This is a genomic window from Marixanthomonas sp. SCSIO 43207 (assembly GCF_019904255.1).
In the GTDB taxonomy this organism is placed as follows: Bacteria; Bacteroidota; Bacteroidia; order Flavobacteriales; family Flavobacteriaceae; genus Marixanthomonas.
The window spans coordinates 1821474-1846727 of sequence record NZ_CP063203.1 but is presented as its reverse complement, the minus strand read 5'-3'; the positions used below and the strand labels follow the sequence as shown (position 1 = coordinate 1846727).

The 25254-nt window shown below is 34.7% G+C and carries 23 protein-coding genes; 6 read left to right on the top strand and 17 right to left on the bottom strand.

Going from position 1 to position 25254, the window contains the following annotated elements:
* Positions 1-60 precede the first annotated feature (60 nt).
* The 3 genes from hutI to INR76_RS08655 are packed head-to-tail and all read left to right on the top strand — an operon-like array spanning position 61 to position 2758.
* Positions 61-1296, top strand: a complete 1236-nt coding sequence (gene hutI / locus INR76_RS08665; protein WP_223107510.1) for an imidazolonepropionase — start codon at positions 61-63, stop codon at positions 1294-1296.
* On the top strand, positions 1296-2306 hold the full coding sequence (locus tag INR76_RS08660; RefSeq protein ID WP_223107509.1) for a formimidoylglutamase: 1011 nt from the start codon (positions 1296-1298) through the stop codon (positions 2304-2306). The genes hutI and INR76_RS08660 overlap by 1 nt, the downstream gene beginning before the upstream one ends.
* On the top strand, positions 2303-2758 hold the full coding sequence (locus INR76_RS08655; protein WP_223107508.1) for a GNAT family N-acetyltransferase: 456 nt from the start codon (positions 2303-2305) through the stop codon (positions 2756-2758). Before INR76_RS08660 ends, INR76_RS08655 begins: the two co-directional genes overlap by 4 nt.
* Here the strand turns inward: INR76_RS08655 and INR76_RS08650 are convergent, their stop codons facing one another.
* From INR76_RS08650 to INR76_RS08580, 15 genes are all read right to left on the bottom strand, one after another.
* Entirely contained in the window at positions 2759-3976 is a 1218-nt protein-coding gene (locus INR76_RS08650; RefSeq protein WP_255592555.1) for a glycosyltransferase, read from the bottom strand.
* Between the two features lie 23 nt (positions 3977-3999).
* A complete protein-coding gene (gene rimO / locus INR76_RS08645; protein ID WP_223107507.1) occupies positions 4000-5307 on the bottom strand; it encodes a 30S ribosomal protein S12 methylthiotransferase RimO in 1308 nt (435 codons plus the stop codon).
* 73 nt (positions 5308-5380) lie between these two features.
* Complete coding sequence (locus INR76_RS08640; protein WP_223107506.1) at positions 5381-5971, bottom strand: SET domain-containing protein; 591 nt, start codon at positions 5969-5971, stop codon at positions 5381-5383.
* A 25-nt stretch (positions 5972-5996) separates the two neighbouring features.
* Complete coding sequence (ftsY, locus tag INR76_RS08635) at positions 5997-6950, bottom strand: signal recognition particle-docking protein FtsY (RefSeq protein WP_223107505.1); 954 nt, start codon at positions 6948-6950, stop codon at positions 5997-5999.
* 168 nt (positions 6951-7118) lie between these two features.
* The gene (locus INR76_RS08630; RefSeq protein WP_223107504.1) at positions 7119-7271 is read right to left on the bottom strand and encodes a DUF4295 domain-containing protein; all 153 of its coding nucleotides are present in this window, start codon (positions 7269-7271) and stop codon (positions 7119-7121) included.
* Between the two features lie 7 nt (positions 7272-7278).
* Positions 7279-7461: a 50S ribosomal protein L33 gene (rpmG, locus tag INR76_RS08625; protein WP_223107503.1), complete on the bottom strand. Its 183-nt coding sequence runs from the start codon at positions 7459-7461 to the stop codon at positions 7279-7281.
* Positions 7462-7488: 27 nt separating this feature from the next.
* Positions 7489-7728 (bottom strand): 50S ribosomal protein L28, encoded by a 240-nt coding sequence (rpmB, locus tag INR76_RS08620; protein ID WP_116693383.1) that lies wholly within the window; start codon positions 7726-7728, stop codon positions 7489-7491.
* Positions 7729-7805: 77 nt separating this feature from the next.
* Positions 7806-9053 (bottom strand): competence/damage-inducible protein A, encoded by a 1248-nt coding sequence (locus tag INR76_RS08615; RefSeq protein WP_223107502.1) that lies wholly within the window; start codon positions 9051-9053, stop codon positions 7806-7808.
* Positions 9054-9395: an Hpt domain-containing protein gene (locus tag INR76_RS08610; protein ID WP_223107501.1), complete on the bottom strand. Its 342-nt coding sequence runs from the start codon at positions 9393-9395 to the stop codon at positions 9054-9056.
* Entirely contained in the window at positions 9396-10007 is a 612-nt protein-coding gene (locus INR76_RS08605; RefSeq protein ID WP_223107500.1) for a fumarylacetoacetate hydrolase family protein, read from the bottom strand.
* 6 nt (positions 10008-10013) lie between these two features.
* Entirely contained in the window at positions 10014-10787 is a 774-nt protein-coding gene (locus INR76_RS08600; RefSeq protein ID WP_223107499.1) for a 3'-5' exonuclease, read from the bottom strand.
* A gap of 80 nt (positions 10788-10867) precedes the next feature.
* Positions 10868-12187: a dihydrolipoamide acetyltransferase family protein gene (locus INR76_RS08595; protein ID WP_223107498.1), complete on the bottom strand. Its 1320-nt coding sequence runs from the start codon at positions 12185-12187 to the stop codon at positions 10868-10870.
* Between the two features lie 75 nt (positions 12188-12262).
* Positions 12263-13384: a glycosyltransferase family 2 protein gene (locus INR76_RS08590; protein ID WP_223107497.1), complete on the bottom strand. Its 1122-nt coding sequence runs from the start codon at positions 13382-13384 to the stop codon at positions 12263-12265.
* A 3-nt stretch (positions 13385-13387) separates the two neighbouring features.
* On the bottom strand, positions 13388-14008 hold the full coding sequence (gene recR / locus INR76_RS08585) for a recombination mediator RecR (protein ID WP_223107496.1): 621 nt from the start codon (positions 14006-14008) through the stop codon (positions 13388-13390).
* A gap of 71 nt (positions 14009-14079) precedes the next feature.
* Positions 14080-16569, bottom strand: a complete 2490-nt coding sequence (locus INR76_RS08580; RefSeq protein WP_223107495.1) for a T9SS type A sorting domain-containing protein — start codon at positions 16567-16569, stop codon at positions 14080-14082.
* Between the two features lie 127 nt (positions 16570-16696).
* Between INR76_RS08580 and INR76_RS08575 the strand changes: the two genes are divergently transcribed.
* On the top strand, positions 16697-18160 hold the full coding sequence (locus tag INR76_RS08575; RefSeq protein WP_223107494.1) for a sodium:solute symporter: 1464 nt from the start codon (positions 16697-16699) through the stop codon (positions 18158-18160).
* Here INR76_RS08575 and INR76_RS08570 read toward each other — a convergent pair.
* The gene (locus INR76_RS08570) at positions 18131-18490 is read right to left on the bottom strand and encodes a CoA-binding protein (protein ID WP_223107493.1); all 360 of its coding nucleotides are present in this window, start codon (positions 18488-18490) and stop codon (positions 18131-18133) included. The genes INR76_RS08575 and INR76_RS08570 overlap by 30 nt on opposite strands.
* Before the next feature lie 369 nt (positions 18491-18859).
* Between INR76_RS08570 and INR76_RS08565 the strand changes: the two genes are divergently transcribed.
* Positions 18860-21301 carry an outer membrane beta-barrel family protein gene (locus INR76_RS08565; protein ID WP_223107492.1) on the top strand — a complete coding sequence of 814 codons (2442 nt, stop codon included), beginning with the start codon at positions 18860-18862 and terminating at the stop codon, positions 21299-21301.
* A 188-nt stretch (positions 21302-21489) separates the two neighbouring features.
* Here the strand turns inward: INR76_RS08565 and INR76_RS08560 are convergent, their stop codons facing one another.
* Positions 21490-22497, bottom strand: coding sequence for a 3-oxoacyl-ACP synthase III family protein (locus INR76_RS08560; RefSeq protein ID WP_223107491.1), 1008 nt, complete (start codon positions 22495-22497; stop codon positions 21490-21492).
* A gap of 142 nt (positions 22498-22639) precedes the next feature.
* On the opposite strand from INR76_RS08560, the gene INR76_RS08555 reads away from it, so the two are divergent.
* A complete protein-coding gene (locus INR76_RS08555) occupies positions 22640-25096 on the top strand; it encodes a S9 family peptidase (protein WP_223107490.1) in 2457 nt (818 codons plus the stop codon).
* Positions 25097-25254 lie beyond the last annotated feature (158 nt).

The window sequence follows — 25254 nt, the reverse complement described above, 5'->3', positions numbered from 1 at the left end:
ATATTATTTTTCTGAACGTCTAAGGTATAAATTCCTTATCAAGTTTGCTATCTTTATGGTATGAAATTACTACTTACTAACATTAAAACACTGTTACAAACACGTGAAAATCCTCCTAAGAAAGTCTGTGGAGAAGAAATGAGTCAATTGCCTTCTATTAATAATGCTTGGTTATTGATTGAAGATGAAAAAATTATAGATTATGGTGAGATGAAAAGCCTTCCGGAAATTGAAGGCTTTAAACCCATAGATTGCACAGGTAAAATTGTAATGCCGGCTTGGTGTGACTCTCATACACATATAGTTTATGCCGGAAATCGTGAACAAGAATTTGTGGATAGAATCAAAGGCTTATCTTATCAACAAATTGCCGAAAAAGGCGGCGGCATTGTGAATAGTGCAAAAAAGCTTCAGCAAACTTCTGAAAAAGAACTCTATAAACAATCTGCCAAACGTCTAGAAGAAGTTATGAAACTAGGCACTGCTGCTATTGAAATTAAAAGTGGCTATGGTCTTACAACAGATGCCGAGGCAAAAATGCTTCGAGTGGCAAAAAAACTAGAAAAAAACTATCCAGTTACAGTAAAAACTACCTTTTTGGGCGCTCATGCTGTACCTACTGAATACAAGGAAAATAAAGAAAAATACATTGATTTAATTTGTGAAGAAATGCTACCTCACATCGCTAAAGAAAACTTAGCAGAGTATGTAGATGTATTTTGTGAAGATGGGTATTTTTCAGTAGCAGAAACAGAACGCATCTTAAACGAAGCAAAAAAGTATGACCTTATTCCAAAAATACATGTAAATCAATTTAACGCAATTGGCGGTATTGCTTTGGGGGTAAAACACAATGCACTTAGTGTAGATCACCTAGAGGTACTAACCGATGATGATTTACAAGCCCTCAAAAACAGTGAGACTATGCCAGTAGCACTACCCTCCTGCTCTTATTTTTTAAGCATCCCATACACACCAGGTAGGCAATTGATAGATGCAGGATTACCACTTGCGCTGGCTACCGATTATAATCCAGGGTCTACACCCAGCGGAAATATGAATTTTGTAGTTGCAACAGCTTGTATAAAAATGCGATTAACTCCTGAAGAGGCAATAAACGCCGCTACAATTAATGGGGCTTATGCGATGGGAATTAGCGATACCCACGGAACGATTACCAAAGGAAAATCTGCTAGTGTCATTGTTACAAAAGCAGTTCCTTCATATGGGTATTTACCTTACTCTTTTGGTAGTAATTTAATAGATTCTGTAATTATTAATGGAAAAATTATATAATGAACTACGTTCGCTTTTATTCAGAAAAAGAACTTTCACTATTTACAAATGCTCGCGCTGGTGAAGAAAAATTGGGTGATGCAGTAAAGAGTGTTTCAAGTTGGGAAGAATTAAAAAACACTGCCTCTCAATATGTTTTATTGGGTATTCCTGAAGATATTGGCGTACGAGCAAACCACGGCAAAGCCGGCGCTAGAGAAGCTTGGACAACTACATTAAAAAGCTTTTGTAATATTCAAAACAATAGCCTAACGCAAGCTAAAAACTTAATTATTCTGGGCGAAATAGACTGTAAAATCCAAATGGAACAAGCTGAAAAAATTTCTGAAAATGATTCGCATTATTATGAAAAATTAGGTGAATTAGTTTCTCAAATTGATGATAAAGTTTCTGAAACTATAAAACAAATCATTCAGCTAAATAAAACTCCAATTATCATTGGTGGTGGTCATAACAATAGTTTCGGAAATTTAAAAGGAGCTTCTCAAGCAATAGGAAAAGCTATTAATTGTATAAATTTTGATGCACATACAGATTTTAGAACACTAGAGCATAGACACAGCGGGAACGGATTTTCATATGCTTTTGAAAATGATTTTTTAAACAAGTATTTCATTTTTGGATTGCATAGAAATTATACTTCAAAAGGTGTTTTTGATGCGATGCATAAACAACAAAGTAGAATACAATATTCTGTATTTGAAGATGTCGCAGTTTCTGAAAAAACATCCTTTGCGGCCATTTTACAAAACGCAGCAAACTTTCTTAAAACCGATACTGAATATTTTGGTATTGAACTAGATCTTGATGCAGTTGAAAATATAGGTAGCAGCGCTATGACGCCTAGTGGTTTTACAGTAACTGAAGCTCGGAAATTTATTCATTTCTTTTCAAAAAAAGAAAACTGCAAATACATTCATATTTGTGAAGGCGCTCCTATTTTTTCTAGTAATCTTGGGCAGTTGGGAAAGGTAATTTCTTATTTAATATCAGATTGTATATCATCATGAAAATCATACCATTTAATCCCAAATACGCCAAAGACTTTTACGAGTTAAATATAGAATGGTTAGAAACCCACTTTTATGTAGAAGATTTTGATCGCGAAGTTTTAAGCAAACCAGAAAAGTATATTTTAAAGCCTGGCGGCCACATTTTTTTTGCTATTGAAAATGAAACAGTTTTGGGCACAGTCGCACTTTTAAAAAGAGGCGAAAAAGAGTTTGAATTAACCAAAATGGCCGTTTTACCTAACCAAAGAGGAAAAAAAATAGGTCAAAAGTTAATGCAGCATTGTATAGATTTTGCTAAACAAAACGACTTTAAAAAACTTTTTTTATACTCAAATACAAAGCTAGAAAACGCAATTTATATATATCGAAAATTTGGTTTTGTAGAGGTAAAACAAGAGGTTGACGTTCCTTACGAACGTAGTAATATTAAAATGGTTTACCCTTTATAATTATTTATTCTTTTCTTCAATCCACTTTGCTAGATATTTTGTGCTTTGCGTGGTATGATGTTGTAAAATTTGCCCAAAGAAATTTGTATTTCTATGATTTTGCAAATGTGCCTCGAGATGCTTAATTTTTTCTAAAAAAGATGGTTCAAAATTAGTTTTTGCAAATCGGTTGTAAAGAATTTCAAAACCTATTTGTTGGCTTTTTAACCATTGCTTTTCATCGCTGTACAGCATTGCTGCGGTATCTATAAAGTGCTGCCAATTATTTTTTTTACAATCACCAAGAGTTGTTTCTGCGATTCCTTCGGCTCCAATTTTTGTAGTTACATAAGGGGTTCCGCATTGCATGGCATCAAACAGTTTTCCTTTTAAACCGGCGCCAAACCTAATGGGTGCCAAGCAAACTTTTGCTTGTTGCATCACTGTTTTACAATCTTCTACCCAGCCTTTAATTATAAAACCCTCTTTGTCATTATGTAATTGAGTGATTTGTTGTGGTGCATAAGCGCCATATATATGTAATTCTGCCTTCGGAAATTTTTCTTTAAGTTGTGGCCAGATTTCATTTTTTAAAACCTTAACCGAATCTACATTGGGCGCATGCAACAAATTGCCTATGGTTATAAAGTGTTCTCTTTCAGAAAAACCCGGTGTTTTAGAAGGAGATACTTCCGTTTTAAATAAAAACGGTACATAAAAAAGTAACTGTTTAGGTACCGAAAAGGTAGTTGTTAAAAGCTCTAATTCTGCTTCGGAAATTATCAAAGAAAGATCGCAACGATAGATACTGGCAAGTTCTCTTTTGGCAGTTTCGGTAAAAAGGTGTGCTTTTTCAACAGGTATGTTTTCTTTTATTGCTTTTTCTCTAGCTTTCCGAAGAAAATGTAAATCTTCGGTATCTAAAATTTTTATAGCATTTGGACATACTTCGCTAACACGCCAACCAAATTGCTCTTCTGTAATAAAACGGTCAAAAATAACGATGGTAGGTTGTTCTTTCCGAAGAAATTCATCAAAAGAGCTGTTGTTTAATTCAATATTTTTTGAAGAGACTGTTGTGCTTTCTAACTTGGCTGTTTTATCAGTTTTAACAGCTGTACTTGCAACTATAATAGTGTATTCTTGGCGCAATACCTCTATAAGCTGCATCATTCTTGAACCCGCTGCTGTTGTAGTGGGTTCGGGGAATGTGTGCCCTATAATTAGTATCTTTTTCAAGATTTTTGGGTATTGTAATGCGATTATCCTGTTACAACCTCTGCGTATAAATCAAAATCTTCAGCTGCTGTTATTTTTACATTAAAAAATTCGCCTGTGCGTAAATAACCTTCTTCAGCATTAATTAATACTTCGTTATCTACATCTGGGCTATCAAACTCGGTGCGACCAACGTAATAGTTTCCTTCTTTTCGGTCTATTAATACTTTAAATTCTTTTCCTATTTTTTGTTGGTTTAGCTCCCAAGAAATTTGGGATTGTATAGCCATAATTTCATTAGCGCGTTCCATTTTTACATCATCTGGAACATCATCTTCTAAGTTAAATGCATGGGTGTTTTCTTCGTGTGAATAAGTAAAGCAACCCAAACGCTCAAAGCGCATTTCTTCAACCCAGTTTTTGAGCAATTGAAAGTCTTCTTCTGTTTCGCCGGGATATCCCACAATCAAGGTAGTGCGAATAGCCATATTAGGTACATACTTCCTGAAATCTTTTAAAAGATTGGTGGTTTTTTCATAAGTAGTTCCTCGACGCATAGATTTTAAAATATGGTCAGATATATGTTGTAAAGGAATATCTATATAATCACAGATTTTTGGTTCTTCACGCATTACATCAAGCACATCCATAGGAAATCCAGTTGGAAATGCATAATGTAGTCTAATCCACTCAATACCGTCAACTTTGACTAGATTTTTCAGTAATTCGGCTAGGTTCCTTTTTTTGTAAAGGTCAAGACCATAATAGGTAAGGTCTTGTGCAATAAGAATTAATTCTTTTACTCCATTGGCTGCAAGCTTTTCTGCTTCGGTAACCAAGTCTTCAATGGGTGTACTTTTATGTTTTCCGCGCATTAAGGGTATGGCACAAAATGAACACGGTCTATCGCAACCTTCAGCTATTTTTAAGTAGGCATAGTTTTTTGGAGTTGTAGTTAAGCGTTCTCCTACCAATTCGTGCTTATAATCGGCTCCCAAAGCTTTTAACAAACCGGGTAATTCTGTTGTTCCGAAGTATTGATCTACATTGGGAATTTCTTTTTGAAGATCAGGTTTATATCGCTCAGAAAGACATCCCGTTACAAACACTTTATCAACAACTCCTTCTTCTTTTTTCTGAACGTATTCTAAAATTGTATTTACACTTTCCTCTTTAGCATTTGCAATGAATCCACAGGTATTGATAACTACAACATTTCCTTCTTCTTCGTGTACCACTTCTTTTTGATTGGCACGCAATTGGCCCATCAATACTTCACTGTCATAGACATTTTTTGAACATCCTAGTGTTACTACATTAATTTTATTTTTTTTCAGTGACTTGGTACGCATAACTCAATTTTATTAAGGCGGGCAAAGATACTGTTAATTAATAAGAAACCAATACAGTATTGTTTGAGTACGTTCAATTATTTTCTTTGTAATAGTTTTCTAAGATTGAAGCTATTTGTTTATTTCCTGAGGTTATTTCTTCAATAGTTTTTTTTGTTTCTTCAGAAAGTATAGATGCTAAAGGTTGTTTTTGTTGAAGAATCTTTGGAAAAACGGCTGCAATTTGTTTATCCCATTGTTTAAAATATTTGGGTAAATCATCTGGATACACAATTTTACGCTTCGTTCCTTCATCACTTGGCCGAAAGGGCTCTGAGATGTTTAAGTACCCATAATCATCTGTTAATTGTTCTCCGGGATGAATATCTCTTATTGCTATTTCAAAATCATAGGCCGTGGTTAAGCAATTTGATTTAAAACTATGGTTTACAAATCTGCCATGGTCCCAACATAACACATAGTGACCTTTACTATTTCTATAAGTGTAAGTGTCTAAAATTTCTTGATAGAGAGTTTCCATTTGTAAAAACTCTTCTTTGGTAAATGTTCTATCAAGCTTATCAAGTACCCAGGTAATGGTACCTGCTGGAATGAATTTGGTAGCCACAACCCCGTGGCCAATATCATTATTTATAAATTGTAGTTCGGTATCTGGATGAATCATTTTTTATATAAACTTCTACGTGAAGTTACTTAAAAAATGAATCGACAAACTCAAATTTATTAAAAACTTGTAAGTCTTCTACTCCTTCACCTACTCCTATATAACTTACAGGAATTTTAAATTGATCGCTAATACCAATAACTACTCCTCCTTTTGCTGTACCGTCAAGTTTTGTAACTGCTAGTGAAGTTACTTCGGTAGCATTGGTAAATTGTTTAGCTTGTTCAAAAGCGTTTTGACCAGTAGATCCATCTAATACAAGTAATACATCGTGTGGAGCATCTGGAATTACTTTTTGCATAACACGCTTTACTTTTGAAAGCTCATTCATTAGGTTTACCTTGTTGTGTAACCTTCCTGCTGTATCAATAAGTACTACATCTGCATTTTGGTTAACAGCACTTTGTAGCGTATCAAAGGCTACACTTGCCGGATCGCTTCCCATACTTTGTTTAACAATGGGTACATCGGTGCGGTCTGCCCAAATTTGAAGTTGGTCTATTGCTGCAGCTCTAAAGGTATCTGCTGCGCCCAAAACAACTTTTTTACCGGCTTTTTTAAATTGGTATGCCAATTTACCTATCGTGGTTGTTTTTCCTACCCCATTAACTCCTACAACCATAATAACATACGGGGTAGTCTTTTTAGGAACTTCAAATTGAGTAGCATTGCCGGTATTGGTTTCACTTAAGAGGCCGGCAATTTCTTCACGAAGAATTTTATTTAGCTCGTCTGTTCCTAAATATTTGTCTTTGGCAACTCGAGCTTCAATACGTTCAATAATCTTAAGAGTTGTATTTACACCTACATCGCTTGTTACTAAAACCTCTTCTAGGTTATCTAGCACCGCGTCATCTACTTTACTTTTACCGGCAACTGCCTTTGAAAGTTTATCAAAAAAGGAAGTTTTTGACTTTTCTAAACCTTTGTCTAAGGTTTCCTTTTTTTCTTTTGAAAATATTTTTTTAAAAAGACTCATAGTTTTTGTTAGGTATGATACTGCGTGAGGGATTGAGTACGCTATCCTGTAGCGACGAAAGCCCGACCCGGTTAGGGGCACGCCCTTGTATTAATGGTTGTTAGCATTCAAAAATACAAAAAGCCACCTTTGAAAAAAAGTGGCTTTTTATATATTATTTTGTACAGGTTATTTTTTGTTTAACCAATCACTTACTTGATCTGGAGCCATAATAGACTCAACAAAAACATAAGCTCCTGTTTTCTCAGACTTTACCATTTTAATGGCTTTTGTCAATCGTTTTGATCCTGTTTGTAATGATGCTACTGATTTCTTTGCCATAACTCAATTATTTTATCTCCTTGTGAACAGTCATTTTCTTAAGAATAGGATTGAATTTTTTCAACTCTAATCTGTCCGGAGTATTTTTTTTGTTTTTTGTAGTAATGTAACGAGAGGTTCCTGGTTGACCAGAATTTTTATGCTCCGTACATTCTAAGATTACTTGAACTCTATTTCCTTTTTTAGCCATTGTTACCGACTTTATGTGTTACTGCAATTATTTGTTAAGAAAGCCTTTAGCGCGAGCTTCTTTAACTACTGCATAAATACCTTTTTTATTGATGTCTTTTAACACTGAAGTAGATACTTTAAGTGTTAACCACTTATCTTCTTCAGGAATGTAAAAGCGTTTTTTTACCAAGTTAACATTAAACTTGCGCTTGGTTTTATTCATCGCGTGGGATACGTTGTTCCCAACCATTGCTCTTTTGCCCGTAAGCTCACAAACTCTTGACATTGCCTTAATTGTTTATAGTTATTTTTAAACAGGGTGCAAATTTAAATAAATTTATCGGTATGCACAATAAAAGACATTCAGTTTTTTAAAATTTCTTTTAGAAGCATTTCAAAAGCTTTATTGGTTGCTTTTATAATAACCCTTTCGCGGTTATTACCAAAACTAAATTTTTCTGAAATAACTCCTTTTGGTGAAGCGATTGCGATAAAAACGGTTCCTACCTCATCTTCTCCATCCCCTTTTGTAGGTCCGGCAATTCCTGTAGTTGCTACGGCATAATCTGTATCAAAAAGCCGAGATACATTCTTTGCCATCGCTTCTGCTACCGGAGCGCTTACAACGGTATGTTTTTTTATTAAATCTTCATCAACACCCAAAACAGATACTTTTTTATACGTATCGTAAGGAACAAGGCTTCCTTTTAAGTATGATGATGCTCCCGCTACAGCTGTTATCTCTTTTACTATTGAACCGCCTGTACAGCTTTCGGCTAAGCTTAGACTTTGCTTTTTTTGAGTTAACAAAGAAGCTACCCGTTCTACAATACTTGTTTCATCTTCATATCCCACAGCAATATCATCTAGCATACTACTAAGTGTTTCCATTTGAGCATCTACAGCTTCTTGCAACTTATTTTTATCGGCTCCTTTTGATGAAAGGCGTAACCGTACCCTACCTAATGAGGGTAAATATGCAAGTTTTATGGATTCTGGAAGGTTATTTTCCCAATCTTCAATGCGCTCGGCAACGGCACTTTCGCCTAGACCATAAGTTAAAAGTGTTTTGTGATATATATGTGGTCGGTTATATTTTTTTATGATTCTAGGAAATACTTCTTCAGTAAGAAGGTGCTTCATTTCATAAGGTACGCCAGGCATAGAAACAAAAACTGTGTTTTCTTTTTCCATCCAAATTCCTGGAGCAGTACCATTTAGGTTTTGTAATACATCTGCTTTTGACGGCACCAATGCTTGTTTTAAATTGGCTGCCAAAGGCTCTTTTTTAATATATTTTGAAAATATATGTTTGATATTTTGAAGTACTTCTGGGTTTTCAATTAGCGTATCTTGAAAATATTCACAAAAGGTTTCTTTTGTAATATCATCTTTTGTAGGCCCCAGACCACCGGTAACAAGAACAATATCTACTCTATTTTTGGCGTCTTCAAGTGTATTTAAAATATGTTGTTTATCGTCTTGTATAGAAGTTATTTGATAAACTTGAATTCCTATTTTATTGAGCTGCTTACTTATATAGGCAGAGTTTGTGTCTACAATTTGACCTATAAGTATCTCATCGCCAATGGTTATTATTTCTGCTAACATCTATAGATTGAAATCTTCTTTAAGCTCTTTAATTACCTCTTTTACAGTAGTGACTACTGTTTCTAGCTTTGATTCTATTGCAGATTGTTTTTTTGATGTTTTGGTCCAAGACTCTATAGCCAAAATTTCTTTATTAATTTCTACACCAAACATTTCAAAATTTGGTTTCATTTTGTGTGCAAATTGGTAGGCCAACTCTTTATTATTATTACTTACAGCTTCTTGCAAAGCTTCAAGGTCTGGTGGTATTTCATCTAGAAAGGTTTGTGCTACAACTGCCATAAAATCTTCATCACCACCGGCAATTTCTTGTATTTTTTCTATGGAATAATGTTTACTCATTTATTTAACTTTTATGGAGAACATTTGTTTATCTTCTATATACCCTTTTAATCGATCATCAGCTTGAACCTTTGCTACGCCCGAGGGAGTACCCGTAAAGATAACGTCTCCTATCTTTAATGTAAAATATTTTGAAATATATTCAATAAGCTCGTCAATTTTCCAAAGCATTAACTCAGTGGAAGCTTTTTGAACAATGGTTCCGTTTTTTTCTAAACTAAATTCAATATTGTCTACAGTTTTAAACGTATCTTTTGATAGAAAATTACCTATCACAGCAGCACCATCAAAAGCTTTGGCTTTTTCCCAAGGCAATCCTTTTTCTTTTAACTTTGATTGAAGGTCACGTGCTGTAAAGTCTATACCCAGACCAATCTCATCATAATATTTATGTGCAAATTTGCGGTCTATGTGCTTACCTATTTTATTGATTTTTACCAAAATTTCTACTTCGTGATGTACTTCTTCAGAAAAATCTGGTATGAAAAAAGGCTGTTTTTTAAGCAGAATTGAGGTATCAGGTTTTAAAAAAAGAACCGGATCTGTAGGTTTTTCATTTTGTAATTCTGAAATATGATCGGTATAATTTCTGCCTACACAAATTATTTTCATAAAATATTACAGCTTATTATTCAATTGGCTTAATTTAATTCGAGTTAAAACTTTTTTGGTATACAATGGAAAATCTGCATTTAATAACCATCCAAAATAACCGGGTTCTTTCTCAATAATATCGGTTACTTTTTTTCCTCGATGTTTTCCGAAGCTAAAAATCTCTTCACCTTGTTTATCATACCCTATAAAACCTGCAAAATCTGCATAATTTTTATGAGCACTAAAGGTAGACAGAAAGTTCACATCATTTTCAACATCATCATAGCGGTCTAGTTGTGCTTTGAGCACCTCAAATGTTGCATTGGTATCTGCCTCTGCACTGTGAGCGTCTGTTAAATCCTTATCACAGTAAAACTTATATGCTGCTTCTAGTGTTCTTTTTTCTTTTTTATGAAATATAGTTTGAACATCAACAGCTTTTGCTTTTTTAAGGTCAAAGTCTACCTCTGCCCTCAATAGTTCTTCAGCTAATAGCGGAATATCAAACCTATTGCTATTGTATCCTGCCAGATCACTATCTTTCATTAAATCCTGCACTCTATGGGCCAACTCTTTAAAGGTAGGTTCATTTTCTACCATTTCATTGGTAATTCCGTGGATTGCCGAAGTTGAAGGTGGAATAGGCATCTCTGGATTAACGCGCCACGTGTGGCTTTCTTTGTTTCCGTTTGGAAATACTTTTAATATAGAAATTTCAACAATGCGATCTTTTGCTACGTTGGTTCCCGTGGTTTCCAAATCAAAAAAACAAATAGGCTTCGTGAGGTTTAAATCCATATGATAGGTTCAGATTTTTTATAAAACTTTGATTGCTTCGGAAGAAATAACTTCCGAAGCAAATTTGAATATATAGTGTGTTATACTTCTCTATTCACATCCCAAGCTTCCAAGTAGTCGGCTACGGCTTTTACAAATTGACCGCCCAATGCTCCATTTACAACGCGGTGGTCATAACTATGTGATAAGAACATCTTGTAACGAATACCAATAAAGTCACCATCTGGAGTTTCAATCACTGCAGGAACTTTACGAATGGCTCCAAGTGCTAGAATACCTACTTGCGGCTGATTGATAATTGGTGTACCCATAATACTACCAAAGGTTCCTACATTGGTTACTGTATAGGTACCTCCTTGTATCTCATCTGGTTTTAATTTGTTTTGACGAGCTCGGTTTGCTAGATCGTTAACTGCTTTACTCATCCCCACTAGGTTAAGTTGGTCTGCATTTTTTATCACCGGAACAATCAAGTTGCCATCTGGTAAAGCTGCAGCCATACCTAAGTTTACATTTTTTCGTTTAATGATTTTATCTCCATCAACGGCGATATTCATTAATGGGTAGTCTTTTAAAGCTTTGGCAACTGCTTCCATAAAGATTGGAGTGAATGTCAACTTTTCACCTTCTCTTTTTGCAAAGTCTCCTTTTACTTTATTTCTCCAGTTCCAAATATTTGTCACATCACATTCTACAAATGATTGAACGTGAGCAGATGTTTGTACACTATCAACCATATGCTTAGAAATCATTTTACCCATACGAGTCATTTCAATGATTTCATCTTCACCACTTACTGATACAGCAGGTTTTGGTTTTGGTGCCTCAGCAGGTTTTGGTGCTGCAGGCTGTGGTTGTGTTTCTTGTTTTGCTTGAGTTGCTTGTTGACCTCTATTTTTTACGTAAGCCAACATATCATTTTTTGTCACTCGACCGTCTTTACCGGTGCCTTTAATGGTATCAAGTTCAGATTGAGAGATACCTTCTTCTTTGGCAATATTTTTTACCAAAGGAGAATAAAAACGATCTTCACTACTTTCAATTGTTTGTGTTGTTTGTTTTGCAGTTTCTACATTTTTTTCAACTGCTTCAACCATTTCCGGTTCAGGTTTGGTTTCTACCGTTGAGCTTTCAGGGGTATCATCACTTCCACCGTCACCATCAGTTTCAATAATAGCAATTGTTTGACCTACTTGTACAACATCATCTGTATCAAATAGTTTTTCTATCAAAACACCATCTACTTCACTGGGAACCTCGCTATCTACTTTATCTGTAGCGATTTCAAGTACAGCTTCATCAGCTTCTATGGTATCACCCACTTCTTTAAGCCAGTTGGTTACGGTTGCTTCTGCAACGCTTTCACCCATTTTAGGTAGTTTTAATTCAAATTTTGCCATAACGTTTTACAAGTAGTTTTCAGTTTTAACGCTGCAAAATTAGTTAAATTTTAAACGTTTTATGTTTAAAAAGCCTTAAAATACAAGAACGCTACCTTTTTCGTCGCTTTTATCGCTTCCTATAATGAAATTGCAACCCGGTGGTCGGATTCTAAATTGATTGTTTTTATTCCTGAACTGCTTCATAACCATAAATATTTGTTGATACGGCATATAATCAACATCAAAAATAAAGAGGGTGTCTTTTAAGTCTGCATCCTGAAAAATTGCTTTGGAAGAAGCGTTTAATGGAATTTGAATTGTCTCAGAAAGTTGTTTAAGAAGGTTTAAGTTTTCGGTTAAAAGAACGGCTTTGGATAACTCAGGTTTGGTATTCTGTATCGTTTCTGAAGTTGAACTTTTCATTTTTTTGGCAACAGACACCCCAAAATTAACGGCAGAATTTAAAAGAATATTGGAGCTAAAGTGCTTTTTATAAAATATTTGCATTGCTCCGTAAAAACGGTCAAGATACGCTGCGTCTTTTTGTGTGCTTTCTCCTTTGTAATGTAAGGTTTCAGTAGAGCCTATGTAATGGTTTTTATACCCGGCTTGTTCAATTTTGTATGACAAATCAATATCTTCACCATACATAAAATAATCTTCATCAAAACCTCCTACTTGATTGTAAATTGCTCGTTTTAAAAACATAAAGGCTCCTACCAAGACAGAGGCGTGTCCTGTTTCAGCTTCAGAAAGGTGGCTTGCATAATATTTTTTTGTAAACCCGAGCATTTTTAAAAGCGAAACCCAAGGTGTTGGGATGTTTCGTTTGCTTTCGGGAAGAAAGTTGCCAGTTCCGTCAAGTAAATAAACGCCTATTGCACCTATATTTGCTGAAGACTCTAGTGTTCCCAGACATTTTTCAAAAGCACCTTCGGCTACTGCTGTATCGGGATTTAAAATACAAACATACTCTCCTGTTGCTACTTTTACGGCTTGATTATTTGCTTTACTGAAACCTACGTTTTCTTTATTTTCAATTAAAGTGACGTGAGGAAATACATCTTTTACCATCTGGCAGCTATCATCTGCAGAGGCATTGTCTATAACAATGATTTCAGTTTCTATATTTTTGGTAGCCCTTTGTACACTTAAAATGCATTGATGCAAAAAATAGCGCACATTGTAATTTAAAATAACTACAGAAAGCTTCACTCTTTATTGGTTTTTTAATGAGGTTTCAAACGGGATACGATTTACAATACTGCGCCCTAGAGTAACCTCATCTGCATATTCCAATTCATCACCTACCGAAATTCCTCGCGCAATGGTGGTCGTTACCACATTATAAAGCTCAATTTGCTTAAAAATATAAAAATTTGTGGTATCACCCTCCATTGTAGAACTTAACGCAAAAATAAGTTCTTTAATTTTTCCAGATTTTACTTTTTCAACCAAAGAAGTAATAGACAACTCACCGGGCCCAATACCATCCATAGGTGATATTTTACCTCCCAAAACGTGATAATGCCCTTTATACTGACTGGTATTTTCTATAGCCATAACATCACGAATATCTTCAACCACACATACAATTTCTTCAATTCTATTTGGGTTTGAGCAAATTTCACACAACGCTGTATCTGATATGTTATGGCAATTTGAGCAAAAATTTATTTCTTGTCTCATTTTCTGAAGACTTTCAGAAAGCTGAAGCGTTTGGTTTTCAGGTTGTTTCAACAAATGCAACATCAGCCTCAAAGCTGTTCTTTTTCCTATTCCAGGAAGCTGAGAGACTTCATTGACTGCGTTTTCCAGTAATTTTGATGAAAAATCCATTGAGTTGTAAGATAAAAAAATGCTTCGGAAATATACCATTTCCGAAGCATTTTTAATAACACATACTTAGTTTAATTTTTTATAAACTTTTTAGTTATTGTGCCCAATTCTGTATTGATTCTGATAAAGTATATACCCGTATTTAAATTTGAAACTGAAACTGTGTGCGTTTCTGAAATAGAAACATTCGGTTGATAAACCATTAATTTACCCAAAGTGTCAAAAATACGAATGTCGGCCTCAAGGTTTCTTGAAAGCTGAATGTTTAGGTTGTCATTTGTTGGGTTAGGATAAACATTTACATTATCACTAGAAAGTATATTTTCGTCTACACTTAATACTGGCTCCTCTACTGGAGATGCCCAAAGACCTCTTCCGTAGGTGGCAGCATAAATCATATCTGTTTCATTATTGATTTCAAGTTCATTAATTTGAACATTTGGTATGTTATTGCTAAACGGTTGCCATTCAGAAAGTCCGTTATCAATATAATAAATACCATAGTTCATTCCCACATAGAGACCATCTGCTCCGTTATCATCCCATACCAAAGATAGCGCTGTAAAATTTGGTAGGTTTTTACGGTAGTTCTCCCAAGTTTCACCTCCGTCATTTGATATCATTACTTTGGTATTACTTGCAACGGCCACAGCAACTTTATTAGGGTTTGTAGGATGTACGGCAATATAATTAATTCTACCACTACCCGGAATTATATTAGAATCCCAATTGGTTGCTCCTCCGTCATTAGTTTTATAAAAGGTAGTTGACCTACTGGCATACATTATTTGATTGTTTGATGGGGCTATTTTAAGGTTGTCAAGATTGTTTCCAAAACTTTGTGAAATTGAACTCCAAGAACTTCCTCTGTTTGTAGACTTATAAACTCTACTATAACCCGTATAAATTGTAGCGGGCACGGCTGGATCTTGTTCAAAAGGTGTAACCCAGTTTCCTGTACTTGGTTCGTTTAATCCAAAATAACTAGTTCCTCCATTTACAGATCTGTATAAAGATCCATTTTGAGAAGTTCCATATAAATTGTTAGGGTTGTCATAGTCAACAAAACCTTCCATACCGTCTGCACCTAACCAATCTCTCCATCCTGCAGCTTCTGTATACACAGATGAACCATTATCTTGAGATCCTCCGGTAATAATGACATCTTGAGTTTGTGATACCCCTATTTTATAAAACTGTCTAATACCAAGTCCTTGTGTTAAATCGGTATAATAATTGGCGTTTACATTTCCTGTGTCATCTGCTCTAAAAATACCTCCATCAGATCCCACATATAGCGTAGAACCAACAAATTCCATAATGTCTACATCGGCGTGACAATATCCTATGTTTGCTCCAGCAGCATTACCAGGAATCCAATCTGATGTTATACTAAAATCAACTCCACCATTGGTTGAGCGCCAGGTTAAAATACCTGCTATGTGAACCTCATCGGCATCAGTTGGGTTTACAGCTATATCCATATCTCTTGGTGCTTGCCCTCTGTTGTCTTGTGCAGTTGTACTGTAACCAAAATAATTTTTTCCAGTGTGATTTAATTCAGTAAAACTATCGCCTTCATCATTTGAAGCATAAAACCCACCAAAAATACCTGATGAAGCTTCTAAAACATATACTACTGAAGTATCATCTGCAGAAACTCCAATCATTTTAGGACCATTATTAAAACCTCCTATTTGAGAAAATGTATCTCCGCCATCTGTAGATTTATGAAAACCAGTTCCTGAAGCAAATACTACAGAAGGATCACCTGGCTTAAACTCTATATCATATCCTTGAGAGTCTGATGTTACTTGCTGCCAATTATTTCCTCCATCAGTAGTTTTGTAAATACCTGCATTTTGTGAAGATGCAAACATAATGTCGCTGTCTGTAGGATGAATGAGTATTTTGTTTACTAAAGAATTGCTCAAATCTGCTAAAAGATTCCAAGTTGAACCAGCATCTTCAGATTTAAAAATTAAACCACTTGAAGAGCCAAAAAAGTAGGTATTAGCATTTGAAGGGTCAATAGCTACTGAATACACACTTAAGTTTGTGAAATTATCACTCATTGGCGTCCAGTCTTGGCCACCATTTGTGGTTTTCCAAACACCTCCAGTATTAGCACCAACAATTATATGGTCATTATCTGCTAGATCAACAGATAAAGAAGTGATTCTACCTACACCAGGATTCCAACCAGAAGTAGCATTCCAGTATGTTGGGCCAAGCTCGGTCCAGTTATCATTTAATGCGGTTCTTGTCTCTGCTGTTCTATTTAAATAAGCATTATACCGTTCTAGTTCTTGAATATTTTCTTTAATTGAAGGAAGGTACCCTTCACTATTCATTAAACGCAATGCATTATATTCCCAGCGTTTAAATTGTTTATACCCAGACCCTCGTCCTTTATCTTTTCCGGCAAAATAGGCCTCTGCACTATCAATAATTTCTTGTACTTTATAGGTTCCTGCATCAATCATCTTTAAATATTCTTGTGAAAATGACGTGCTAACAATAAAAGTAAGGGCTGCAAACAATAAAAACTTAAAACGCATAACTTCAGTTGGTTATAATGTGAAATAAAAATTTTAAAAAAAGTTTTCAAATGTAACGAAAAATAAAGTTTTAAAGCTCGTCAAACTTTGTATTTTTGACACATTCTAAGCTTAAGTCGAAAGTTTTATGCAGCCTTTACATATTCTTTTATTAATTGCCATTTATTTCGGGGTTTTGTTATTGATTTCATATTTCACAGGAAAAAATGACAGCAATGAAGCTTTTTTCAAAGCTGAAGGAAAATCACCTTGGTATATTGTAGCCTTTGGAATGGTAGGTGCATCACTCTCGGGCGTTACATTTATATCAGTTCCTGGCTGGGTAAAGGATTCTCAGTTTAGCTACATGCAAGTAGTGTTGGGTTATTTGGTTGGGTATTTTGTCATCACGTTTATCTTACTGCCCATTTATTACCGAATGAACGTAACGTCTATTTACCAATATTTATACAATCGCTTCGGAAATGTTAGTTATAAAACTGGTGCTTTTTTCTTTTTTATATCTAGAGTTTTGGGTGCTTCATTCAGGTTATTTTTAGTAGCAACCGTTTTACAATATTTTGTTTTTGAAGCTTGGAATGTTCCCTTCTTTATAACGGTTATTTTATCAATTTTATTAATTTGGATTTATACCGCAAGAGGAGGAATTAAAACCATAGTATGGACAGATACACTACAAACACTTTTTATGTTGGGCTCTGTTATTGTTGCCATATTCTTTATTAAAGATGAATTAAACTGGACATTTACCGAGCTTGTTTCTGCTCCAGAAATAGCTCCCTACACAAAAACATTTTTTACAGATAGCTTTCTAGATGCAAATTATTTCTGGAAATCATTCTTTGGAGGTATGTTTATCACCATTTGTATGACGGGTCTAGACCAAGATATGATGCAAAAAAACTTAACCTGTAAAAGTTTAAAAGACGCACAAAAAAATGTTCTTTCATACAGCTTCGTCTTTATCCCTGTTAATCTATTGTTTTTGTTTCTAGGAGCGCTGCTCTTTGTTTATGCAGAACAAAATGGTATTAGTGTTCCGGTGCTAGACGGTAAAGAAAAAACCGACTTATTGTTTCCTGAAGTGGCACTTAATGGCTCAATGGGATTAGGCTTAAGCATCATTTTTATTTTAGGATTAATCGCCGCAGCCTATTCAAGTGCAGATAGCGCACTAACATCATTAACCACTAGTTTTTGTATTGATTTTCTTGGAATAGAACGCAAAGAAGTAAAACATCAAAAAAGCATTCGGAAAAAAGTACATATGGGTATTAGCGCCCTACTAGTTTTGGTTATTATTGCGTTTAAATATCTTTTAGACAGTAGTGTTATTGATCTTTTATTAAAAGCAGCGAGTTACACCTATGGCCCTTTATTAGGTCTTTTTGCTTTCGGAATTTTCACAAAAATGCAAGTGAAAGACAAATGGGTATGGTTGGTTTCAATTATTTCGGTAGCAATCACCTATGTACTGGGCAGCATCCCGCCTGAATATCTTGGCGGATACCATTTTAATTATGAATTACTCATTGTAAATGGTTGTTTAACATTCATTGGTTTAATATTGATTAGAAGCCAAAAGAACTAACGTACAAGCAACTTCAAACTCAATATTATTTTCTTTTAGAAGCGTATAAAACTCAGGGTTTTCAGTTCCTGGGTTAAAGATTACTCTATTAGGCTGTAAAGAAAGAATGTAATCATAATAAGCCTCTTGGCGTTTTGGATTTAAATAAAGAGTAACAGTATCTATATTTTTAAAGTTTTCTTTTTCCGTAGTGATAGAAATACCCGCTACTTCTCCTTCTCGTAACCCAACAGCTTCTACTTCAATATTATTTTTAACCAATCTATTAATAGCGATATTTGAATATCTAGAGGGTTTTAGGCTTGCTCCCAATACAAGTGTCTTTTTCATAATTTTCTTTTTCTGGTCAAAAAATACAATAGCTTTTAATGAAGCTTCGCTAAAACTATGTTAAAAAGAGATATTAGTGTAACAATATAATAATTGCTTCGTCTATTGAATAGAAATATTTCTGACTTTACTGTGAAATTTTTTACGTTGATGGTTAGTGTTAATATTAGCAGTAAAGCTATAAACCCGAAGCAATTTGCTTCGGGTTTATTTTTTTATCCCACTTATTTTGTAACATATTTTTAGATTGAGCGTCTCATGTTTAAAGACTTAGATTCTTGAAAAACCTATTGCTTATTAATATGCAATACAAGCTACTAAGTTTAACCATCATCAATCAATTAATGAACAACAAAAATCAATCAAAAAATGAAACAGTTATTTTGTTTACTTGCCTTTTTGGCATTTACAACCTCTTGGGCTTCAGTTAGCTCACACAATGAAAAAAACGGCTCTATTCAGGGTGTCGTTATGGACAAACTCTTACAGCAGCCTATACCGTACGTAACGGTTGCCGTAAAAAAACTTGACGGAACTATAATCACCGGTGGTGTAACAAATGATTCAGGAACGTTTTTAATAGAAAATATTCCTGAAGGCAAAAGCATAGTGAGTATACAGTTTATTGGGTACAAAATACATACTTCCGAAATTGAAATTTCAAAAGAAAATTCCTCTATCAATTTAGGTACCGTTTATCTAGAAGAAAATGTAGATTCATTAGACGAAGTTACTGTGGTGGCAGAACGTTCAACCATTGAACAAAAACTAGATAGAAAAGTAATTAATGTAGGTAAAGACCTCACTACTTCGGGACCTACCGCTTCAGATATTATGAATAATCTTCCTTCTGTAAGTGTTGATCAACAAACAGGCGACCTTTCATTAAGAGGAAACCAAAATGTTCGGGTAATGGTAGACGGAAAACTATCTAATGTTCCGGTGGCCCAATTGCTTAAACAAATACCTTCTACTTCAATCAAACAAATTGAGTTAATCACAAACCCTTCAGCAAAATATAATCCTGAAGGTATGAGCGGTATTATTAATATCATACTTCATAAAAACGTGAATATAGGCTTTAACGGAAATGCCAATGTAGGACTAACCTATGAAGAACAAGCAAAGTTTAACAGCTCTATAGATATGAATTACCGAAACGGAAAAATTAACCTGTACGGAAACTGGGGGCATAATACGTCAAAGAATGAAAATTTTGGAAACATCTTTCGTCCAGATGATAACTCTGAACAATTTTTCTTCTTCCTAGATGATAGAAGGTCAAATTTATTTAAAGTAGGGCTTGATTTTTACCTCAATGACAAAAACACCTTGTCTTTTTTCACAAACCAAAATATATTTGATGGCGATTTTTCAGGAACAACAGATATACTTTATTATAATCAACCTTCACTCAACCAAACACAATTATTTTTTAGTGATTCTGAAAACCAATCGTCACAATACAATTTTAATTACAAGTTAGATTTTAATAAAGAAGGGCACAACATAGAGGTTGAAGCAGACTACAACACCTTTACCAACGATGAAATAGCCGATTTCCGTTTTACCGGAAATAACCTTATCCCAAACTACATGGATTTTGTAGACACAGAACGAGATAGGCTTACGGTAAATGTAGATTATGTAAACCCTATTTCAGAAACTGCAAAAATTGAAGCAGGTCTTGAAGCGCGTCTTTTTGAAACCAATATTGACTACGCTTCTACCGGTCAAACATTTAATGCAGACGGACAATTAATTGATACTCCCAATACTGCTTTTGATTACAATCGCGATATATATTCAGCATACGTAACCTACGGAAAAGAATTTGAAAAATGGTCTTTTCAAGCCGGTGCCCGAGTTGAAACCGTTGACGTAAAAGCAGATACCAATACTACACGTGCTTTTACAAATGACTACGTTCAAGTATACCCTTCGGCTTACGTTACGTATACACCAACAGAAAAAAATCAATTTCAAGTAAGCTATAGCCGAAGAGTAGATAGACCCGGTTTAGAGCAAGTAAACCCAATTAGAGAATGGAGCACACCGTTAATTTCTTCATTCGGAAACACCCAATTAGAACCACAATTTACCAACTCATTTGAAGCCAATTACACTAGAAGCTTAGAAAAAGGAAGTATTACAGGAGGTGTTTTTTATCGGGCAATTGAAGATGAAATTAATCGCGCTGTTTTTATAGATAGAACCGATTTAAACAAAGTAATTTTAACCTTTGACAACTTTGCAAATACATCAGCCTACGGAATAGAGCTTTCAGGTAATTACCGTCCTTTTAAATGGTGGAATTTTAACACCAGTTTTGATTTGTATTCTCAAACACAAAAAGGTATAACAGAACGCCTTATTAACGCTGGTGACAATCCAACTGTAGGAGATATAATTTCCGAAACCATAGAAGTTGATAATACTGCCTGGAATTTTAGAATGATTAATAATTTCAAGGTAACTAAGCAACTTACGCTTTCGGCATTTGGTTTTTATCGTGGTAAAAACAAGGGGCTTCAGTTTGAGGTAGACCCAATGTATTTTGTAAATCTTGGTGCCAGATATAGCCTTTGGGATGGTAAAGGAACTTTTAGCATAAACTATAATGACATTTTTGACACTATGAAATTTGCAATAGATGGCAACCGTCCATACCGTCAAGTAGGTGCATTTAATTGGGAAAGTAACACAGTTTATGTAGGACTTTCATATCGTTTTGGTGGTGGAAAGTATCGTGCCAAATCAAGAAAGCAACGTGATGATAGAGAGAAAGATGGCGGTGGCGGAATATTTTAAAAAAGCAATGTTATTTTAATGTTAAAAACTCAAAATAAATGAAACATTTCAAGTTTTAAGTAGTCTATATAATAGAAGTCAATAAGACTCCGAAATATTATTTTTGAATTAGTTCAAATAACATATTTTGTTAAGCTAGAAAAGCCTTCCATGTCTCTGGAAGGCTTTTTGTTTGTTTTAAAAAGAAGTTACCATCTAACAATCACACTTCCCCACGTAAAACCACTACCAAAAGCAGCTAAAACCACTAAGTCTCCTTTCTTTATTTTACCTGCTTTATGTGCTTCAGAAAGTGCGATAGGGATAGACGCCGCAGTGGTGTTTCCGTATTTTTGAATATTATTGAAAACTTGATCATCACTCAATTTTAATTTTTGTTGAATGAATTGAGAAATTCGCAAGTTGGCTTGATGCGGAATAAGCATATCTATATCTGCCACGGTAAGACCGTTGGCTTCGAGCCCTTCGTGAATTACTTCTGCAAAACGGACTATCGCGTGTTTAAATACAAATTGACCATTCATATAAGGATAATAAGGAATGTCTTCTTGTGGGTTTTTTTCAATAATTTCTGGAACCCAATATTCTGTACTAGGTCCTTGTAATGCCAATTCATCTTTATGTTTTCCTTCGCTATGTAAATGAGATGAAAGTATACCAGTATCATCTTGTTCATTTCTTGAAACAACTGCAGCTCCTGCTCCATCACCAAATATCACAGACACACTTCTACCGCGAGTGGTAAAATCGAGGCCGCCACTATGGTTTTCACTCCCAATTACTAAAATGTTTTTATACATTCCTGTTTTAATAAATTGATCTGCCACAGACATAGCATAAACAAACCCACTACATTGGTTACGCACATCTAGCGCCGGTATAGTACGCATACCCATCATTTCTTGTACTTCTACGCCACCACCCGGAAAATACATATCTGGACTTAAAGTGGCAAAAACAATCATATCAATATCGTTGGGAGTTAGATTTGCTTCTTTTAAAGCAATTTCAGAAGCTTTTACACCCATTACTGAAGTAGAATTACCATCTCCTTTTTTAATGTGTCTTCGTTCTTTAATTCCGGTACGTTCTTGAATCCAAGCATCGTTTGTATCCATCATTTTTGAAAGATCGTCATTGGTTACAACGTTTTCAGGCACATAATGACCAAGCCCTGTAATTTTTGAAGTATACATAAACTATAATATAAAGTAAAAGGCAAGATACATAATCAAGCTATGTGAGGGAAGAAAATACGCTTTTTATAGTATGCATGCATAGCAAATTGAATAGCTTCTCGTTTATTTTTTGAGTATCTTTTCAAAAAATTTAATTCTCATGAAAAAACTTACTGCATTATTTATTTTTCTACTTATTTCTTCTGCAATTTATGCACAAGTAGATAAGAACTATCAAAAACCTCCAAAAGAAATTCTTGACCTTGTTGAGGCACCGCCGGCACCTTCAGTAATTATTGATGACAAGGGTGAAAATGTTATTCTTTTATACAGAGACTCCTATAAGTCTATCGCTGAACTTTCAGAAACTGAAATGCGCTTGGGCGGTTTACGTATTAATCCAAAAACAAATATTGGTAGCCGCACCAATTACTATAATAATATAGAAATTAAAAAAGCTACTGATAAAAACTCAAAACAAGTCACTGGTCTTCCTAAAAACGCAAGGTTATCAAATTTTAGCTGGTCGCCCAATCAAAAAATGATTGCTTTTTTACATACCGGTCAAGAAGGTGTAGAAGCTTGGGTGTTAAACATTGAAAATAAATCTGTCAAAAAATTGACCAATGCATCTGTCAATGCCAATATGGGAGACGTTATTAATTGGTTTAAAGACAGCTCTAGTTTATTGGTTAAAATGTTACCAAACAACCGAAAAGAACTAATCAATACTGCTGAAGCTGTTCCTACAGGCCCTACTATTTCTGTGAGTGATGGAGAAAAAGCACAGAATAGAACCTATCAAGATTTATTAAAAAATCCTAATGACGAAGCAAACTTTGAGCAATTAGCTCTTTCAGAAATAAAAAAGGTTTCTGTCACTGGTGAGATTTCAAACTTTCTTCCTACGGCAATGTACCGAAGCATTAGTTTTTCACCAAATGGCGATTATATTTTGGTTTCAGAAATTAAAAAACCTTTTTCTTATTTAGTTCCTTATTATCGCTTTCCGTACAACGAAACTGTTTATGATAATAATGGAAAGGTAGTTACGGTAATTAATGAAGTACCGCTTGATGAAGTTCGCCCAAAAGGATTTATGGCAACTAGAACCGGTAAAAGAAACTTTAGCTGGCGAAATGATAAACCTGCAACTTTATATTGGGTTGAAGCTCTAGATGAAGGAGATCCAGAAAATGAAGTAGACTATAGAGATGTTGTATATCAAGTTGAAGCACCTTTTACCGGAAAAGGAAAAGAAATTTTAAAAACAAAAAATAGATTTTCAGGTATTACTTGGGGTGATGATAAAAATGCCATTGCCTATGATTATTGGTGGAATGATAGAAATACTAAAACCTATCTTTTTAATCCTTCAAACATGTCTGAAAAGCCTGTTATTATTTTTGATAGAAACTATCAAGATCGATACAGTGATCCTGGAAACTTTGTTACTACCAGAAATAAGTTTAACCGCTCAGTGCTAGAACTTAACAATCAAACGGCTTATTTAATGGGCGAAGGATATTCAAAAGAAGGGCAATTTCCTTTTGTGGATGAATTTAATTTAAAAAATAAAAAGACAAAGCGTGTGTATCAATCTAGTTATACCGATAAAAAGGAAAATTTATATGATGCAATTGATATGAAAAAAGGGAAAATACTTGTTAGAATAGAATCACAAAATGAGTATCCTAATTATTATTTCAGAAATATCAATAAAAAAGAAGATTTAACACCGGTTACTTCGTTTGAAAACCCTTTTAAAAGTTTACAAAATGTTCACAAAGAAGTAATTACTTACAAACGTGATGATGGTCTTGAACTTGAAGGAACACTTTACTTACCGGTAGGTTATGACAAGGATAAAAAAGAAAAAAAGCCAATGATTCTTTGGGCGTACCCAAGAGAATTTAAGGATAAAAGCAGTGCTTCGCAAAACACAACCAATCCTAATGAGTTTATTTATCCATTTTGGGGAAGTCCTATATATTGGGTGACTCAAGGATATGTAGTGCTAGATGATGCTGCTTTCCCAATTGTAGGTGAAGGTGATGAAGAACCAAATGATACTTTTAGAAGTCAACTTATAGCAAATGCCAAAGCTGCAATCGATGCTGTAGATGATATGGGATATATTGATAGAAATCGTGTTGCTGTAGGTGGTCACAGTTATGGAGCTTTTATGGTTGCAAATCTTTTAAGCCATAGTGATTTGTTTGCCGCAGGAATAGCAAGAAGTGGTGCTTACAATCGCACCTTAACTCCTTTTGGTTTCCAAAGCGAAGAACGTAGTTACTGGGACTCTCCAGAAACGTATTATACCATGTCACCTTTTATGCACGCTGAAAAAATGAAAACACCGTTGCTTTTAATTCATGGTGAAGCTGATAATAACTCTGGAACCTATCCCCTGCAAAGCGAACGCTATTTTAATGCTTTAAAAGGACTTGGTGCTACAGCCAGACTTGTAATGCTTCCTAAAGAAAGTCACGGTTATAGAGCAAAAGAAAGCATTTTACACTTATTGTGGGAACAAGATACTTGGCTAGATACCTATGTTAAAAACAAAGAAAAAAGTGATGACGCCAAAAATGCCAAAGCAGAAGGAAAGTAAATAGTAACACAACATAAACAACAAAAAGGGTGCATTGTATGCACCCTTTTTTAAACAACCTAACCAATAAAATAATTGATTTTTTTCATAGCATTTTTTTGAAACTCAATTATTTGATATAAAGATACAATATTTTGTTTAATTTTAAATACAGAAAG